Origin of the sequence: Tritonibacter mobilis F1926, from assembly GCF_000376545.2 — a bacterium.
GTDB classification, from domain to species: Bacteria; Pseudomonadota; Alphaproteobacteria; order Rhodobacterales; family Rhodobacteraceae; genus Epibacterium; species Epibacterium mobile.
In genome coordinates, this window is the sequence record NZ_CP015230.1 from 403,984 (window position 1) to 421,296 (window position 17,313).

The following is a 17,313-nucleotide window of genomic DNA, read 5'->3' on the forward strand; positions in this document are numbered from 1 at the left end:
ACCGCATCTTGTTTGAACTCAGTCAGTTACCTCTGCTGCGAGGGGCGTTATCTGTGCCGACGGCAGGGGGGAGGCATCTTCAAGCTCGATCAGTTTCGGCAGCGGTAGCTGATCGAGAAGGGCGAAGACCCGTGAGCGGCAGGATTCCCCGGCCCAGTCGCCGGGGTGAAAGGCACCCGGCAGATCTGCGTGGCGCAGTGCAATGCGACGCCAGCGATGGACCAGCAGCGTGCGCAGGCAGGCGCGTTGCAACGGGCTTAGTTCAGGGGGCGGGCCAAGGGGAGCAAGGGCGCGATCCAGCTCGGCGCAGCTTTGGCGCAATGGCTCCGGGAACAGTTCTTCTTGGAGCCACTGTGGGACATGGGCAATCTCAATATTGGCGACCAGCATGTCTGAAGCGGCTGTCGCGGTAGGCTCTGCGTGTCCTGTAGCAAGGGCAGTATGACGGTTGATGCGGATCGCCCGTTGCGGTCTGTGCTCACCGAGCGCGTCCAGCGCTTCCAGACCCTCGGGCGTGCCCGCGATCAGCAGATGCCACGCCTGCGTCTGGCAGGCGGTACGGGCATATATCCGTGGCGTAACCAGCGCAGATTGCGCGCGACCATAGGGTGTCAGGAAATGACGCGAGCCACGGCCACGACGCTCGCTCTCGGTCCAGCCGTCCTTGCGTAGGCGGTGCAGGGCAACGCGAATGGCCTCGGGCTTGATCCCAAGGGGGGTAATCACACGGGTCAGGGCGGCGCTGCTGATGCCTGCGCCCTCATCCTGCGCCATGTCGCCGAGAAATGAAATGATGATGGACCAGACCCGCTGGCCCTGCGGCTCTGCAAGCGATGAAAGCGCGGTGGCAAACCAGTCATGTGTGTCCAGTGTCATAAAAACACGATAGGGGCTGGCGCGATTGAGCGCCAGCCCCGTCAAAATATGCTGATATCACATCCGAGGTGGGTGCGGTCAGAATGCAACCATCGTCAGCAGTTCATATTCCGCCACCAGTTCGTCGTCCTGATTGGTGAGCGTCACGTGCCAGCGTATTTCGCCATATTCCTCGTTGCGCGGGGTCTTGGCCTTGACGGTGAGGCGCACCTTGATGCTGTCGCCGGGCTCCACCGGTTTCATGAACCGCAGGTTATCAAGCCCGGTGTTGGCCAGAACCGGACCCTCGTCCGGCTGCACGAACATGCCCGCAGCAAAGGACAACAGCAGATAGCCATGTGCGACGCGGCCCGGGAAGAACGGGTTCCGTTCGGCGGCGGCGTCATCCATGTGGGCATAGAACGTATCACCCGTGAACTGCGCAAAATGGGCGATATCGTCGCTGGTCACGGTGCGCGGCGCAGTGTGAAGCGTCTCGCCAATGGCCAAGTCGCCAAAGCGACGGGTGAAGGGGTGCGCCGGGCCGGTGGTCTCCGGGCTGCCGGGCACCCATTTGCCGGTAATGGCCGACAGGATCTCGGGCGAGCCCTGCACTGCGGTGCGTTGCATGTAGTGTTTCACCGCACGCACACCGCCCAGTTCCTCGCCACCGCCCGCGCGACCGGGGCCGCCGTGCACCATATGGGGCAGGGGGGAGCCGTGGCCGGTGGATTCCTTCATCGAGGTGGCGTTGTTGATATAGACCCGCCCATGGAAGGCCGCGATGTTCAGCGTCACCTCACGCGCCACCGCAGGGTCGGCAGTGATGAGCGAGGCCACGAGGGAGCCTTGGCCGCGATTGGCCAGTGCGGCGGCATGCGCAAGGTCGCGATAACCCATCACGGTGGAGACGGGGCCAAAGGCTTCGGTGTCGTGCACGTGGCGCGCGGCATCCGGGTCGGCACAATGAAACAGCATCGGCGGCACAAAGGCACCCTTGTCCTTGTCGGCGCCCTCAACGGTGAAGTCGTCGGGGTCGCCAAAGACGCGGGTGGCTTCGGTTGCGATCTTGGCGGCTTGCTCCAGCACATCACGTTTCTGCGCGGCGGAGACCAGCGCGCCCATGCGGGTGCTGTCGGCGCGTGGGTCGCCAATAGTGATCTTGGCAAGGGCAGCGCTCAGCCCCTCGATAACGGCGTCAACCTGTACGTCGGGCACGATGATGCGGCGGATTGCGGTACATTTCTGCCCCGCCTTGGTGGTCATTTCGCGCTGCACTTCCTTCAGAAAGAGGTCGAATTCCGCGCTGCCGGGTGCTGCGTCGGGGCCGAGGATCGACGCATTGAGGCTGTCTTGTTCCGCCACGAACCGCACGGAGTTTTCAACGATTGCAGGTGTTTGGCGCAGCTTCAGCGCGGTCGCGGCAGAGCCGGTAAAGCTCACTACATCCTGACAGGTCAGCCGGTCCAGCATATCGCCAATGCCGCCGCTCACCAACTGTAGCGCGCCCTTGGGCAGAAGACCGCTGTCCAGCATCAGGCGCACGGCGGCTTCGGTGACGTAGCAGGTGGCGGTGGCCGGCTTTACAATGGCCGGAACACCGGCGAGCAGGGTGGGGGCGAGCTTTTCCAACATGCCCCAGACCGGGAAGTTGAAGGCGTTGATATGTACCGCAACACCGGGCAGCGAGGTGCAGATGTGCTGGCCCATAAAGCTGCCGTGGTGCGACAGTTGCTCGACCGCGCCGTCTGCATAGACGGTGCTGTCGGGCATCTCGCGCCGTCCCTTGGAGGCAAAGACAAACACCGTGCCGATGCCGCCATCCACATCAATCAGGTGGTCCTTCTGCGTCGCGCCAGTGTCAAAGCTGAGGTCATACAGGTCCTGTTTGTGGGCGTCCAAATGCTGCGCCAGCGCCTTGAGCATGCGGGCGCGGTCATGGAAGGTCATGGCGCGCAGGGCGGGCCCGCCGGTTGTGCGGGCATAATCGAGCATCGCTTGCACATCGAGCGTGGCATTGCCTGCGCGGGCGATCACCTCTCCGGTGATGGCTGAGGCAATCTCGCGTGCGCTGTTGTCCGGTGCGATCCATTCTCCGGCGGCAAAGCTCGCCACATCTTTCGGGCACATGTCTCGGGTCTCCCTGAAGTCTGTTGTGCAACGTGCCTGCGCCCGGTTTCGGGGCGGCCCATTTTCCTGATCAGATATATTGACCGTCCGGTCGGTTTATGCAAGTCTTTTCCCAATCGGGCGCTTGATCGCCCGCCGCTGCGAGGGGAGGCATCATGGAACAGAGTATTCTGACACAGGATCACGGGACGTGGTGCGAGATCACGCTGAACCGCCCGGATCGGCTCAATGCGTTTACCGATGAGATGCATCTGGCCTTGCGTGCCGCCCTTGAAGAGGCGCGTGATTCTGGCAAGCGGGCGCTCTTGCTGACGGGCGCGGGGCGCGGTTTTTGCGCGGGGCAGGACCTGTCAGCGCGTAACCCGGATGCGGCGGGTGGCCCGGTGGATCTGGGCTACACGGTGCGCACGTTTTATGCGCCGCTGGTGAACCTGATCCGCGCGTTGGAGTTTCCGGTGGTTTGCGCGGTGAATGGCGTGGCGGCAGGGGCGGGGGCAAACCTTTCGTTGGCCGCAGACATCGTGCTGGCAGCGCAGAGCGCGAAATTCATCCAGTCCTTTGCCAAAGTCGGGCTGATCCCCGACACGGCTGGCAGCTATCACCTGCCGCGCCTGCTGGGCGAGGCCCGCGCCAAGGCGCTGGCACTGACCGGAGAGCCTTTGAGCGCCGAGCAGGCCGCCGACTGGGGGCTGATCTGGAAATGCGTCGCCGATGACGTGCTAATGACCGAGGCACGCGCCCTGACTGCCAAGCTCGCGGATGGACCAACGCTGGGGCTGAGCCTGACCAAATCGCTGATCCAGACCTCGGGGGCCTATACGCTGGCCGAGCAGCTGGAGCGGGAGGCGGATGCGATGAAAACCTGTGGCGAGAGCGCGGATTACGCCGAGGGCGTGCGGGCATTTCTTGAGAAGCGCCAGCCGGTATTTCGGGGAGAATAAGCCATGAGCATGACCGCAAAGACCCGCGCCGAGAAATCCGCCGCCGCCATGTGGGCCGACGATCAGGCTTCCAAATGGGCTGGTATGGGCATCGAACGTGTCGACGAGGGCAGTGCCGCGCTGGCCCTGACCGTCGAGGCGCATCACTGCAACGGCCATGGGATCTGCCATGGCGGCGTGATCTTCATGCTCGCCGACAGCGCTTTTGCGTTTGCCTGCAACAGCCGCAACCAGGCGACGGTGGCACAGCACAATATGATCAGCTTTATCGCGCCGGGGCGCCAAGGGGACCGGTTGCTGGCCGAGGCCCGCGAGGTCTCGCTGACCGGGCGCAGCGGTCTTTATGACGTGAGCGTCAAAAATCAGGACGGACAGCTGATTGCAGAAATGCGCGGCTGCTCGCGCGCCATCAAAGGGCATCTGTTTGAGGAAACCGATGCGCCTATGCTCCGCGATTAAGCGGCACCAGGACTATCCCGCGACGGAGGACGCCAATGATAGATTTGACACCCAACCGGTCAGACCTTGACCCGATCGAGATCGCGTCCATCGACGAGATCCGCAGCCTGCAATTGGAGCGCCTGAAATGGTCGCTGCGCCATGCCTACGATAATGTGGCGATGTATAAGGCGCGGTTCGATGCGGCCGGGGTACACCCGGACGATTTGCAAGAGCTGTCGGATCTGGCGAAGTTTCCCTTCACCACCAAGGGTGATCTGCGCGACGCCTATCCTTTCGGCATGTTTGCAGTCCCGCGCGAGCAGATCCTCCGGGTGCATGCGTCCTCTGGCACCACGGGCAAGCCGACAGTGGTGGGCTACACGCAAAAGGACATCGACACCTGGGCGGACCTTCTGGCGCGGTCCTTGCGTGCGTCCGGCCTGCGGCGTGGCGACATGGTGCATAACGCCTATGGCTATGGACTGTTCACCGGCGGGCTTGGCGCGCATTACGGCATTGAGCGCCTCGGCGCGACGGTGGTGCCGATGTCGGGCGGCCAGACCGAAAAGCAAGTGACGCTGATCGAGGATTTCCGCCCCGACGGCATCATGGTGACGCCCTCTTATATGCTCAACATCCTTGAGCAATATCACCGCATGGGGATCGACCCGCGCAGCTCTTCGCTGAAGGTTGGCGTCTTTGGCGCGGAACCCTGGACCGATGCGATGCGCCGCGAGGTCGAGGCGGCCTTTGATATGCATGCGGTCGATATCTACGGCCTCTCGGAAATCATGGGGCCGGGCGTTGCCAATGAATGTGTGGAGACCAAGGACGGGCCGGTCATCTGGGAGGATCACTTCCTGCCGGAAATCATTGATCCCGAAACCGGCGCGGTGCTGCCCGATGGCGAGTTGGGCGAGCTGGTCTTTACCACGCTGACCAAGGAAGGCCTGCCGATGGTGCGCTACCGCACCCGTGACCTGACACGCCTGCTGCCGGGCACTGCGCGCACCATGCGGCGGATGGCCAAGATCACCGGGCGGTCGGACGACATGATCATCCTGCGCGGCGTCAACGTCTTCCCCAGCCAGATCGAAGAGCAGATGCTGACAGTGGAGGCGCTCGCGCCCTATTACCAGATCGAGCTTTACAGCAAGGGCCGAATGGACGCGATGCGCATCCATGTTGAGGTTTTGCCAGCGGTCACCGCACCCGAACAGCGCGAGGCCTGCACCAAGCAGTTGGCCAAGCGGATCAAGGATATCGTTGGCATCTCGGCAGAGATTTCGGTAGGCGAGCCCGGCAGTGTCGAACGCTCGCAGGGCAAGGCGCGCCGCGTCGTCGACAATCGCGAGAAAGGATAACCGCCCTTGGCCCGGACCATTGCCAAAGACCACGACCAAAAGCGCGCGCTGATCCTGTCGGCCTCGGCGCGGCTGTTTGCCGAAGAAGGCTATGACCGGGCCTCGATGACCCAGATCGCGCGCGCCTGCGGGATCTCCAAGGCGAATATCTACCACTATTACGAGGGCAAGGACGCGCTGCTGTTTGACCTGCTGGACAGCTACCTGCGCAGGCTGCGGGATCGGGTCTGTCAGATGGACCTGAGCGATCTGGACCCGGTGGCGCGGCTGAGACGTATCCTGACGGAGGTGCTCTTGGCCTATGAGGGCGCGGATCACGAGCACAAGGTGCAGCTCAACGCGATCTCGGCCCTGCCGGACCCACAACAGGAGCATCTGCGCGCCTATCAGCGTGAAATGGTGAAATTCATGAGCGCCGCCATCCGCGACGCCGCACCCGAGACGCTTGGTGCGGACAAGGGCAAGCTGCGCGCGGTCACCATGTCTGTCTTTGGCATGTTGAACTGGCATTACATGTGGAATGCCGATGCCGACACCGAAGACCGCAAAGGCTATGCCGATCTGGTCGCGCGCCTGACGCTTGAGGGCGTTCAGGGGCTGTGAGCACCGTCTTGGGCGATCGCTGCGCCAGATGAACCGGCTGTATCCATAGCCGTACAACAGTTTCCACAAGATGCGCTCGGACACCCGCCGATTTAGGGGGGTGTCATCGGCAATCTATTGCTGTGTCAAAATCTCTTCGCTTGGAAAGGCTGTTGAACGGTCTAGGTATAACAGAGGCTTATCGTCCGTCCCGTGATGGATCTGAAGGTAGTGCGCGGCTGATGCGCTCTTTGCGGGATGACGACACCAAAGAAACGTGAACCATTCAGGAGATGGGAAAATGTCAAAGACTTCAGGTGTGATCGCAGCATTGTTTGCTTCCGCACTCGCAGTGGCGGGCTGTACCGACAATCAGGACATCAACGCCGTATCTGGTGCGCTCGTTGGCGCGGCGGTGGGCAATCAGGTTGGGTCTGGTAGCGGTAAAACCGCGGCGACGCTTGTGGGCGGTGCCGTCGGCGCGCAGCTTGGTGCAAACGCACCACGTCAGTGCACGTATCGCAACGCCAACGGGTCGACCTATAAGGCCGCGTGCCCGTCCTGATCTCGGTATCGGCAGGTCGGTTTTGCTGGCCTGCTCGCAAAATAAAAAATGCCCCGGCGATGTGCCGGGGCATTTTTGTTTTTGTTGACCGCGCTTACTGTCGCGCTGCCAGAAGCGGTGTAATCCGCCGTACGGTGACGCGGCGATTGGCGCGCTCGGCGTCCAGCACCGGCACCGCCAGATCGCTTTCGCCATAGCCTTGGATCACCATATTTTCCGGTGGCACGTCAAAATACTCGGTGAGGGCCAGCGCTACGGTTTCTGCCCGGCGATCAGAGAGCGCAAGGTTGTAGGTCGCTGCGCCCACCGCATCAGTGTGACCTTCAATCAGGAACACCTCAGTCGGGTTTGTGTCGACCATCTGGCGCAGCGCATTGCCAAGGTCCGTCAGCTCTTCGGCCTGTTCCGGGCGGATCACCGAGGAGCCGGTTTCAAAGGTCACCTTGTCGACGTTGATTTCCGGCACCAAGCGGCGCACCGCGTCAATGTTGCGCACCTGTGCCAGCGAGAATCGACGGTCGATCCCTTCGGGTTGCTGGGCTGCGAGTGCAGCGGCCAGATCCTCGGCGGAGATGCTGCCATCCGTCGAGAAAGCCCTGCGGTTTGGCGAAGCTTTGGGCAGCTCTGTCACCACCACCTTTTCAGCCTCTTGCGTGTCGTCGAACAACACCACTGTGCGGCCATCGGTCAGGGTCTTGCTGCGGCGCAACACACGGCCATCGGCGGCGCGGATGGTTTCCACCTCAATGCCGTCCTCGCGTGTGACCACGGTGCGGGTGGAGCCGTCCTTAAACTGGTAGGTCTTCACGTTGGAGCCGGGTTGGCGCAACAGGGCGTCGTCATTTTTGATGACGCGATACTGGCCGTCCTGTTCAACCACCGCGCGGTCACCGCTGTTAGAGACCACGGTCTCGCCAGATTTCAGCAATTGCCCAACTGCCAAAGCGCCAAGCCCGAGGAGGGCCGCTTTTTCCAGTTTGGACAGGCCATCGTCTTTATCGGCTTCTGCGCTTGGCGTGGCGGGGGCGGCGTCTTCGGTCGCGGCGGTTTCGTTCACCTTGGTGTCGAATTCCTCGGCAGAGCTGCGCGCGGTGTCCTCAGTCACGGTCTCTTCAATCACCTCAGCTTCGGCCTCCGCATCATTCCCTGCGGCGGCGGCTGCGGTGGTTTCGGTCTGGGTTTCCGCCAATGCGTCGGCTTGTTCCTGACTGTTGCGTTCGGTGACTTCGGGGTTGTCAACAGGAGCGGTCTCGGCCACCTCAGCCTCAGCCTCAGCCTCAGCCTCAGCCTCAGCCTCAGCCTCAGCCTCAGCCTCAGCCTCAGCCTCAGCCTCAGCCTCAGCCTCAGCCTCAGTGGTGGCGTCGGTATTTTCTGCCGCCAGTTCCTCCGCTAGGGCCTCAGCGGTCTCATCGGTGGTTGGTTCTGCTTCAACTGCCGCGTCTGCGTCAGTTGAAGCGCCTTCTACTTGATCGACCTCGGCAGATTGCTCTGCCTCTGCAGGCTCTGTTTCAGCGGTGCTATCAGTCGTATCGGCGGGGGGAGTGGTTTCTTCAGCCTCCTCAGCAGAGGCCTCATCGAGGGGCGCTTCTTGCACATTTTCCCCGGCGTCCGCTGCTGCTGCGGGTTCTGGCTCAGCGTCTGCCGCCTCTTCCAGCTTCTGTTCGAGGTCGCTCACCTCCTCAGCGGCCGGTGCCAAGGCCGACAGAATTGAGCCAGACTGCAACTCAACCGGCAGCGCCTCATCATAGGTGCCCTCACCATATTGTGCGCAGAACTTGGCAATGGGGTCAGCTCCGTCTGCCTCTGCATCCGCCTCGGCGCCTTCTCGGCAACGCTCCACAAGTGCAGCGATTTCGGTCTCGCTCATTTTGCTGAGGTCGAATTTTGCATCGCCTTCAGTTTGGGCCACCCCCGGCATCGGCGCTGCCAATGAGGCGATGACGGCCAATGCGGTGGCCGATTTGAAAAATCCCGGTTTCATTGCGAGTCCTTTCCTGTGTCAGCACATGACTGTGCCCCATGAACGCAGAAGTCGGACGAAAGTTGCATCACATAAACGTAAGGGCCACCCTTTGGGCGGCCCTTCGCGTGTTTGGACGTCAGTGTTGCGCAGGTCAGATTTCGACCGGGGCAACCATGCCAACGATGTCGTAGGTCTTGCGCAGGATCGGTGCGGTGATCTCACGTGCGCGCTCCGAGCCCCGGGCGAGGATCTTGTCGATCTCGTCCTGATTTTCCATCAACCGGGCCATTTCGGTGGTGATCGGCGACATTTTCTCAACCGCCAGATCGGCCAGCATCGGCTTGAACTCCGAGAACTGCTTGCCACCCACATCCGCCAGCACCTGATCCACAGTCTGACCAGAGAGCGCAGCATAGATATTCACCAGGTTGCGCGCCTCGGGGCGTTCTTCCAGCCCTTTTGCTTCCGAAGGCAGGGCCTCGGGGTCGGTTTTGGCCTTGCGGATCTTCTTGGCAATGGTGTCCGCATCATCGGTGAGGTTGATACGGCTTGCATCAGAAGGATCTGATTTCGACATTTTCTTGGAGCCATCGCGCAAGCTCATGACCCGCGTCGCCGCGCCCTCAATCACCGGTTCGGTTAGCGGGAAGAAATCAACGCCGTAGTCGTGGTTGAACTTGGTCGCGATATCACGGGTGAGTTCAAGGTGCTGTTTCTGGTCCTCGCCCACCGGCACATGGGTGGCGTGGTAGATCAGGATGTCGGCGGCCATCAGGGACGGGTAGGCCAACAGACCCAGCGAGGCGTTTTGCTGGTTTTTACCTGCCTTATCCTTCCACTGGGTCATCCGCTGCATCCAGCCCATACGGGCGACGCAGTTGAAGATCCATGCCAGTTGCGCGTGCTCTGGCACTTGGCTCTGGTTGATCAGAATGGATTTTTCCGGATCAAGCCCGGCGGCGATAAAACCCGCACAAAGCTCGCGGGTGGCCTTTTTCAGATCAGCCGGGTCTTGCCAGACGGTGATCGCATGCAGATCCACCATACAGTAGATGGATTCCACATCCCGCGATTGCCAGTCGACGAACCGCTTCAATGCACCGAGGTAATTCCCCAAATGCAGATTGCCCGAAGGCTGGATGCCTGAAAAGACACGCGGGGTGAAGCTGGTTTCGCTCATCGTCGAAAACTCCCGTCTGGAATTATGCACCATCGTCGCTTACCCATGGCGCAGAGTATCGTCAACAGGCCTAGACCCGCAGAGAGCGCGAGAGAGCGCCGGAGAGCAGGACCAATGCAAGATCAAAACCAATCCCCCTTTAACGCGCTGCCACCGGTGGTGGTGGCTCTGGTGATCGTGATCCTTGGGATCGAGATTGTATTTTCGCTCGGCGCGCGCGGCCTGATCGGTGGGCCAGAAGCGGTCGGCTGGCGATTGAGCGCGCTGCAGGCATACGGCTTTGGCGCGCAGTATTTCTGGTGGATGTGGGAGAGCGGCACATGGCCCTTTGACATCTTAAAACGCTTTGTCACCTACGCTTTTGTGCATGGGGCCTTCACCCAGACGATCTTTGTCTGTGTGTTCCTGCTGGCCATGGGCAAGATGGTAGGCGAAGCCATGGGAGAGATTGCCGTGGTGCTGATCTTTCTCGGCTCTGCCATCGGCGGGGCGCTGGCCTATGCGCTCTTGGTGGGCGGCAATGTGGCGTTGATCGGGGGCTTTCCGGCGGTCTACGGGCTGATTGGTGGGTTTACCCATCTGTTGTGGCTGTCGCTCGCGACCGTGGGGGCGCAGCAATATCGGGCGTTCTCCCTGATTGCCTTCTTGATGGGCATTCAACTGCTCTTTGGCCTGATCTTTGGCGGCAGCCCGGAGTGGGTGGCCGACCTCGCGGGCTTTGGCACAGGATTTATGATGTCGTTCTTTCTGGTGCCCGGCGGGTGGGCGCGGATCTTGCAGAAACTGCGTCAGGAACGGTGATGGGTTGGGTCCCTGCGGTCAGGCTTTGCCGCGCCGCAGGGCCCATCTGAACTCCGACAATCTGAAGGCCCCGATGATCTGGCCGATGGCGAAATAGGCCACCGCACCGATTACGATCAGCGCCAACAGGGCGAGGTAGCGCCAGTAGGCCGTTGCCAATGCTGGGCCGAGCAGCGCGGCGGCGGCAAACAAGACGCCGCCCATGGCAATTGATGCCAGTGCGATGCGCAAGGACCGGCGTTGAAAGCGCGCGTCAAACTGCGCCGCCGCCCCCATGCGCCGTGCGCCGAGCCAGAGTTGCAACACCATCACCCAGCCCGCGACCGGGGCGGCGATAGCCGGGGCCAGCCAGCCAAAGACAGGTTGCAAGCCGACCGCAAGAACCGCGTTCACCACCATTGCCACAAGCGCGTAGTGAAACGGGCTGCGGGTGTCTTCGCGCGCAAAATAAAGCGGTTGCAGCACTTTTTGCAGCACAAACGCTGGCAGCCCTGCGCCGTAGATGGCCACGGCCATAGCAATAGCTGCCGCATCCTGCGGCCCCGTTGCGCCACGCTCATAAAGGACAGAGACCAGCGGCAGCGGAACAGCGATAAAGGCCACGGCGGATGGGATCGTCAGCAGCAGGGAAAACTCGCCCGCGCGCGACAGCGCATCCTGCGCGCCCTGATCGTCTCCGGCCCGCAGGCGGCGCGACAGATCGGGCAGTAAGACGATGCCCACCGCGATGCCCACCACGCCAAGCGGCAATTGATAGAGCCGATCCGCCAGCGAAAGCCAGGAGACCGCACCGGCGTAGCTGGAGGCAACTGCCTGACCCACCACCAGATTGACCTGTGTCACCCCCATCGCGAGGGCGGCGGGTAGGGCGACGCGCACCAGTTGCTTCATCTCGGGGGTGAGGCGGGGTAATCCGGGGCGCAGGGAGATGCCCGCACGCGCGGCCGCGCTCCAGACCAACGCCAGTTGCGCAATGCCTGCTAAGGGGATCACCCAGACCAGCCAGTCGATCACGTCTTGTCCCAGCAAGGCGCCCGCGATCATTGCGGCGCAGGCGAGGATGTTCAACAGCACCGGCGCCGCCGCGGCGGCGGCAAAGCGCCCGGTGGCGTTCAGAACGCCGGAAAACAGTGCGGCCAGCGACATGCAAAGGATGTAGGGAAAGACGATGCGGCCATAGCCGACGGTCAGATCAAACCGCGCATCCCCGTCAAAACCGCCGGCGGTCAGCAGCACCAGCGCTGGCATGAACACCATGCCCAATGCCGTCAGCAACAAAACCGAGGCGGCAAGGAGGTTGAACGCATCCTGAGCAAAGCCCTGCGGGTTCTCATCCGCCTCCCAGCGTTTGGCAAACATCGGCACGAAGGCCGCGTTGAACGCGCCCTCGGCAAAGAAACGGCGGAACATATTGGGCAGGCGGAAGGCGGCGTAAAACGCATCCCCCAGAACACCAGGGCCAATATAGGCGGCGATCAGGATTTCACGCATGAAGCCCAGAACTCGGCTCGCCAGCGTCCAGAATCCGACTGTCATGAAGCCGGACATCAATTTGATCGGCTTCATGTATCGGCCCGCTTTGCACCGTCGATAATGGCTTCGCGCAGTTTTTTCTCAAGCGACTGCTGCTTGGCTGCGGAGTGGTATTTCAAACCGAACATGTCCTTCACGTAGAAACTGTCCACCACCTGTTCGCCATAGGTCGCAATGACTGCATTGGCGATATAGACGTTCGCCGCCGCCAAGGTGCGCGCCAGATCATAGAGCAGGCCGGGGCGGTCGCGGGTGTCCACCTCGATGATGGTGTAAATATCGGAACCATCGTTATCAAAGGTGATATGGGTCGGCACCCGGAACGCACGCTCGCGCTTCTTGATCTTGTCGCGCGATTTCAGCGCGTCGCGGGCGATCACCTCACCATGCAGGGTTTTCTCGATCATGCTGCGCAGACGGGGCAGGCGGGAGGCCTCGAACGGGTGACCGTCGGCATCCTGAATCCAGAAGGCATCGGTCACAAACCCGTCCTTGGTGGTGTAGCTGCGCGCATCGACCACATTGGCCCCCACCAACGCCAGCGCGCCCGCGATACGGGCAAATATGCCCGGATGGTCCGGCATCACAAAACAGGCGCGGGTGGCGTCGCGGTCCTCGTCCGGGTGCAGGCGCACCAGCATGGCCGAAGGGTCATCCAGCCTGTCGATCTCGCGCAGCATCTCGGCAAAATCCACATGCGCGGTGACATGCAGCCCCTGCCAATAGGGCGGATAATGGCGGGCGGTTTCGCGTTTGACGGCGGATTTTTCCCAGTCGGGCAGGGCCTTGCGCAGGCGTTTCTTGGCCTCGGTGCCGCGATGCTCGCGGTTAAAGGCCTCCAGCCCGTTCTCCATCGCATCGCGCGTCTGGTTGTAAAGCGCGCGCAAGAGCACCGCTTTCCAGTTGTTCCACGTATCGGGGCCAACGCCGCGAATGTCGCAGACCGTTAGCAGCAGCAAGAGGTCCAGCCGTTTGACCGTCTGCACCGCCTTGGCAAAATCGCGCACCGTGCGCGGGTCGGCAATGTCGCGTTTCTGTGCGGTGTCCGACATCAGCAGATGGTAGCGCACCAGCCATTCCACGGTCTCGGATTCGGATTTGTTGAGCCCCAGCCGAGGCGCGACCTTGCGGGCGATCTGCGCGCCAAGAATAGAATGGTCCTGCGGACGTCCCTTGCCGATGTCATGCAGCAGCATGGCGATGATCAGCACCTTGCGATTGACGCCCTGTTTGATCAGCGAGGACGACAGCGGCAACTCGTCCTCCAGCTCGCCCCGCTCAATGGCAGAGAAGTTGGAGATCACCTGGATCGTGTGCTCATCCACCGTGTAGGAGTGATACATGTTGAACTGCATCATCGCCACGATCGGCTCGAACTCCGGGATGAAGGTCGACAGAACGCCAAGTTCATTCATGCGCCGCAGCACGCGCTCCGGGTTGCCGTGTTTCAGCAGAAGGTCGATGAAGATCCGCCGCGCATCCGGGTTGTTGCGCATCTCGTCATCAATCAGATGCAGGTTGCCGCGCGCCAGTCGCATGCTGTCAGGATGCAAGAGCAGGCCGGTGCGCAGGGCTTCTTCGAACATGCGCAACAGGTTCAGCTTGTCCTGCAGGAAACTCTCGGGGTCGGCAATTTCCAGACGGTTGTGATTGATCTTATAGCCGGGTTTGACGCGCGGTTTGCGCCGGAAAATGCGCTCCAGCAGCGGTTCGCTCTTGAGCTGGCTGTCCTCGAGTTTAGAGAGCAGGATGCGGGTCACATCGCCCACTTGCGTGGCGTGACGGAAATAATCCTGCATGAAGACCTCGACCGCGCGCCGGCCAGACGTGTCCTGATAGCCCATGCGTTCGGCGACTTGCACCTGCATGTCAAAGGTCAGTTGTTCGGTGGCGCGCCCCGCACTCAGATGCAGATGCGCCCGCACGGCCCAGAGGAAGTTTTCGGCCTTTGCAAAGAAATCAAACTCTTCGGGGCGAAACAGGCCGAGGGGCACCAGTTCGGCCACGTCCTGCACTTTGTAGAGATATTTGGCGATCCAGAACAGCGATTGCAGGTCGCGCAAGCCGCCTTTGCCCTCCTTGACGTTGGGCTCCACCATGTAGCGTTCGCCCTGCTTCAGGTGGCGCGCATCGCGTTCGGCCAGCTTGGCGTCGATGAACTCTGCGGCGTCCTTGGCAAAGAGATCCTTGGCCAAACGCTCTTCCAACTCTGCCGCGAGGGGGCCGTGACCGGCCAGAAACCGGTGCTCCAGCATGGCGGTCCGGATGGTGAAATCCTCAGAGCCGAGGCGGATGCAGTCCTTGATGGTGCGGCTGGAATGGCCGACCTTCAGCCTCAGATCCCACAGGATGTAGAGCATGGATTCAATCACGCTCTCCGCCCAAGCGGTGATCTTATAGGGCGTCAGGAACAGCAGGTCGACGTCGGAAAACGGCGCCATCTCACCCCGGCCATAGCCCCCCACCGCAAAGACAGAAATCCGTTCGCCGGTGGTGGGGGTGGCGATCGGGTGCAGCACATCCACGGCGGCCATGAGCGCCGTCGTGACCAACCCATCGGTCAGATAGGTATAAGACCGGGCCAATTCCCGCGCCGCGAAGGGCTGCAATTCAAAAGCCTCGGCAATGGCGCTGCGTCCGGCCTTATTGGCGTCGCGCAATAGCGCCACCACAGCGGCGCGAAACTCTGCGCCCTGGGCCTCTTGAGCCAAATCCTGAACCCGCAGGCGGATCGCATCGGTATCAAAAATCATACTGGGGTCGCAGATCAGCGACCCCAGAGGTTCGGGATGGGTTTTGTCGTTGGCGTCCGCCGGTTCAGGAACCGGCTCCTGGGAAGCTTCGGGGCGCTGGGTCAATGATGACGACTTTCTTGTCCTTGATCGTTGCGATGGCGAGGCCACGTTCATTGGTGCCATCAGGACGCAGGCGGAAGATACCCCCTGTGCCTTGGAACCCTGCGGATTGTGTCAGTGCCGCACCGGTCAGCGCACCGGAATTGCCAGAGCTGACAAGCGCACCAATGGCGGCGATGCCGTCATAGGCCAACCCGCCAATCGGGTGAGGTGCAGCGCCATAGGCGGACTGGTAGCGGGCACGGAAAGAGCCGGACTTTTGCGGGTCAGGCATCGCAAACCATCCGTTTTGCACGCCGGGCAATTCCAGCGTTTGTGCCGGAATGTCCCAGCGGGTCAGGCCCATGTACTGCACATCTGTGGTTGCAACACCCGCTTCGGGCAGCAGTTGGGTCAACAGCGGCAGCGCACCTGCGGTGGTGGCGGTCAGGAACATCACGTCTGCGTTCTTTTGGCGAACGCTCTGGGTGATGGTCGGGATCGCATTGATCACGCCCTGCTGGGACAGATCATAGCTCACACTGCCCGCAACGGTCATCCCGCTCTGCACCGCAGCCTGCTGAATCGCGGCGCGGCCGGTCTGGCCTGCGGCGTTATTGCCGGAGACCACGACCATATTGCTCTTGCCTTGGCGCTTTGCGTATTGGGTCAGGCGGCGGGCAGAGTTTTCAAAGGTAGACCCCAGCACAAAGACGTTACCGCCTGCGATGGAGGTGTTGTTGGAAAACGCCAGCACGTTCACGCCACGCTTGGCCGCAGCGATGCCCGCGGCATTGGCGGCCTCAGCGTAAACCGGGCCGAGGATGATGCGCGCGCCGTCTTGCACCGCTTGGGTTGCGACGGCAGCGGCGGTTTGTGGATTGCCCGCGGTGTCATAGACCCGCAAGTCCACCTGCACACCGTTCAGGTCGGCAATCGCCAGACGCGCGGCATTCTCCAAACTCTTAGCCAGTACGTCATCACCGCGCTGAACAGAGCCGCGCGGCACCAGCAAAGCGACCGGCACAGGTTTCGAAGTATTGATGGTGGGCCCACCGCTGGAAATCGCACCGGGATCACAGGCGGCAACGAGTGCAGTGGCAACAACTGCGGTGGCGGTCAGGACAACCTTGCGGGCCCGATTGAAAACAGCAAACATAAAGCGCATAAACTCCCTGTTCCGGGCCGCGACGATATGCTTCGCGTACCCGTTTTGGTTCGGAGCGATCATAGACGACCAGAAAAGCGGGTCCAGCGTGAATCACAAAATCGTCAGTTTGCCGCCGGGGTTATACTTTGTCGCAACTCCCATCGGCACCGCACGCGACATTACTCTGCGCGCCCTTGACGTGCTGGCCTCCGCCGACGTCATCGCGGCGGAGGATACGCGTTCTATGCGTAAACTCCTTGAAATCCACGGGGTGCCCCTCGGGGATCGTCCAGTGGTTGCCTATCACGATCACTCTGGCGCTGGCGCGCGCGCACGCCTGATGGCGGACCTCGCCGCGGGCAAATCGGTGGCCTATGCATCTGAGGCGGGCATGCCGATGATCGCCGATCCGGGCTATGACCTCAGTCGCGAGGCCGCGCAGGCGGGCCATCTGGTGACGGCCGCACCGGGCGCTTCTGCAGCACTTTGCGCATTGACCCTCGCAGGCCTGCCGACAGATGCGTTTTTCTTTGCAGGTTTTTTGCCTAACGCCAGTGGCGCGCGGCGTAAGCGTCTGGAAGAGGTGGCGAATATTCCCGGCACCTTGGTGTTTTACGAATCACCCAAACGCGTTGCGGCCTCGCTTTTGGATATGGCGGAGGTCCTTGGCGGGCGTGAGGCTGCGCTGTGCCGTGAGCTTACCAAAAAATTCGAAGAGGTGCGCCGGGGAACGCTCTCGGATCTCGCCTCAGGGCTTGCTGAAGCCCCGGTGAAAGGTGAAATCGTAATCTTGGTGGACCGGCAGCGAGAAGCTGCAACCAGCGCTGCTGATCTGGAGGCCGATTTGCGCGCGGCGCTGCGTGATAATTCAGTCAAGGATGCAGCCGCGATTGTGGCCGAGGCGCATGGCGAACCGCGCCGCAAGATCTATCAACAAGCGTTGCAGATCGCACGCGAGAGCTGAGGGCGGAGAT

Annotated in this window: 14 protein-coding genes; 7 read left to right on the forward strand and 7 right to left on the reverse strand. The window is 61.7% G+C overall.

Annotated elements, in window-relative coordinates; all coding sequences use genetic code 11:
• Positions 1–18 precede the first annotated feature (18 nt).
• Both K529_RS01950 and paaZ read right to left on the reverse strand, forming a co-directional pair.
• Positions 19–876, reverse strand: coding sequence for a PaaX family transcriptional regulator C-terminal domain-containing protein (locus K529_RS01950; protein ID WP_046002525.1), 858 nt, complete (start codon positions 874–876; stop codon positions 19–21).
• Between the two features lie 78 nt (positions 877–954).
• A complete protein-coding gene (paaZ, locus tag K529_RS01955) occupies positions 955–2,985 on the reverse strand; it encodes a phenylacetic acid degradation bifunctional protein PaaZ (protein WP_046002506.1) in 2,031 nt (676 codons plus the stop codon).
• Between the two features lie 155 nt (positions 2,986–3,140).
• Between paaZ and paaG the strand changes: the two genes are divergently transcribed.
• From paaG to K529_RS01980, 5 genes are all read left to right on the forward strand, one after another.
• Positions 3,141–3,926, forward strand: a complete 786-nt coding sequence (paaG, locus tag K529_RS01960; RefSeq protein ID WP_046002505.1) for a 2-(1,2-epoxy-1,2-dihydrophenyl)acetyl-CoA isomerase PaaG — start codon at positions 3,141–3,143, stop codon at positions 3,924–3,926.
• 9 nt (positions 3,927–3,935) lie between these two features.
• Entirely contained in the window at positions 3,936–4,385 is a 450-nt protein-coding gene (gene paaI / locus K529_RS01965) for a hydroxyphenylacetyl-CoA thioesterase PaaI (RefSeq protein WP_040644284.1), read from the forward strand.
• A 35-nt stretch (positions 4,386–4,420) separates the two neighbouring features.
• Positions 4,421–5,731 carry a phenylacetate--CoA ligase PaaK gene (paaK, locus tag K529_RS01970; RefSeq protein ID WP_046002504.1) on the forward strand — a complete coding sequence of 437 codons (1,311 nt, stop codon included), beginning with the start codon at positions 4,421–4,423 and terminating at the stop codon, positions 5,729–5,731.
• Positions 5,732–5,737: 6 nt separating this feature from the next.
• Positions 5,738–6,334, forward strand: a complete 597-nt coding sequence (locus K529_RS01975; protein ID WP_005670050.1) for a TetR/AcrR family transcriptional regulator — start codon at positions 5,738–5,740, stop codon at positions 6,332–6,334.
• A gap of 280 nt (positions 6,335–6,614) precedes the next feature.
• Positions 6,615–6,878, forward strand: a complete 264-nt coding sequence (locus K529_RS01980) for a glycine zipper 2TM domain-containing protein (RefSeq protein ID WP_005670053.1) — start codon at positions 6,615–6,617, stop codon at positions 6,876–6,878.
• 94 nt (positions 6,879–6,972) lie between these two features.
• On the opposite strand, the gene K529_RS01985 is transcribed toward K529_RS01980, so the two are convergent.
• Together K529_RS01985 and trpS are read right to left on the reverse strand one after the other, a co-directional pair.
• Positions 6,973–8,859: an OmpA family protein gene (locus K529_RS01985; RefSeq protein WP_065317466.1), complete on the reverse strand. Its 1,887-nt coding sequence runs from the start codon at positions 8,857–8,859 to the stop codon at positions 6,973–6,975.
• Positions 8,860–8,992: 133 nt separating this feature from the next.
• Positions 8,993–10,021: a tryptophan--tRNA ligase gene (gene trpS / locus K529_RS01990; RefSeq protein ID WP_005644500.1), complete on the reverse strand. Its 1,029-nt coding sequence runs from the start codon at positions 10,019–10,021 to the stop codon at positions 8,993–8,995.
• Positions 10,022–10,135: 114 nt separating this feature from the next.
• Here trpS and K529_RS01995 point away from each other — a divergent pair, with 114 nt between their 5' ends.
• The gene (locus K529_RS01995; RefSeq protein ID WP_005644502.1) at positions 10,136–10,822 is read left to right on the forward strand and encodes a rhomboid family intramembrane serine protease; all 687 of its coding nucleotides are present in this window, start codon (positions 10,136–10,138) and stop codon (positions 10,820–10,822) included.
• 18 nt (positions 10,823–10,840) lie between these two features.
• On the opposite strand, the gene murJ is transcribed toward K529_RS01995, so the two are convergent.
• The 3 genes from murJ to K529_RS02010 are packed head-to-tail and all read right to left on the reverse strand — an operon-like array spanning position 10,841 to position 16,357.
• Positions 10,841–12,388: a murein biosynthesis integral membrane protein MurJ gene (gene murJ / locus K529_RS02000; protein WP_046002502.1), complete on the reverse strand. Its 1,548-nt coding sequence runs from the start codon at positions 12,386–12,388 to the stop codon at positions 10,841–10,843.
• Entirely contained in the window at positions 12,385–15,213 is a 2,829-nt protein-coding gene (locus tag K529_RS02005) for a [protein-PII] uridylyltransferase (RefSeq protein ID WP_005646934.1), read from the reverse strand. Before K529_RS02005 ends, murJ begins: the two co-directional genes overlap by 4 nt.
• Positions 15,173–16,357 (reverse strand): penicillin-binding protein activator, encoded by a 1,185-nt coding sequence (locus K529_RS02010; protein ID WP_005646936.1) that lies wholly within the window; start codon positions 16,355–16,357, stop codon positions 15,173–15,175. Before K529_RS02010 ends, K529_RS02005 begins: the two co-directional genes overlap by 41 nt.
• Positions 16,358–16,445: 88 nt before the next feature.
• On the opposite strand from K529_RS02010, the gene rsmI reads away from it, so the two are divergent.
• A complete protein-coding gene (gene rsmI / locus K529_RS02015; RefSeq protein ID WP_005646939.1) occupies positions 16,446–17,303 on the forward strand; it encodes a 16S rRNA (cytidine(1402)-2'-O)-methyltransferase in 858 nt (285 codons plus the stop codon).
• The last annotated feature ends 10 nt before the right edge of the window (positions 17,304–17,313 follow it).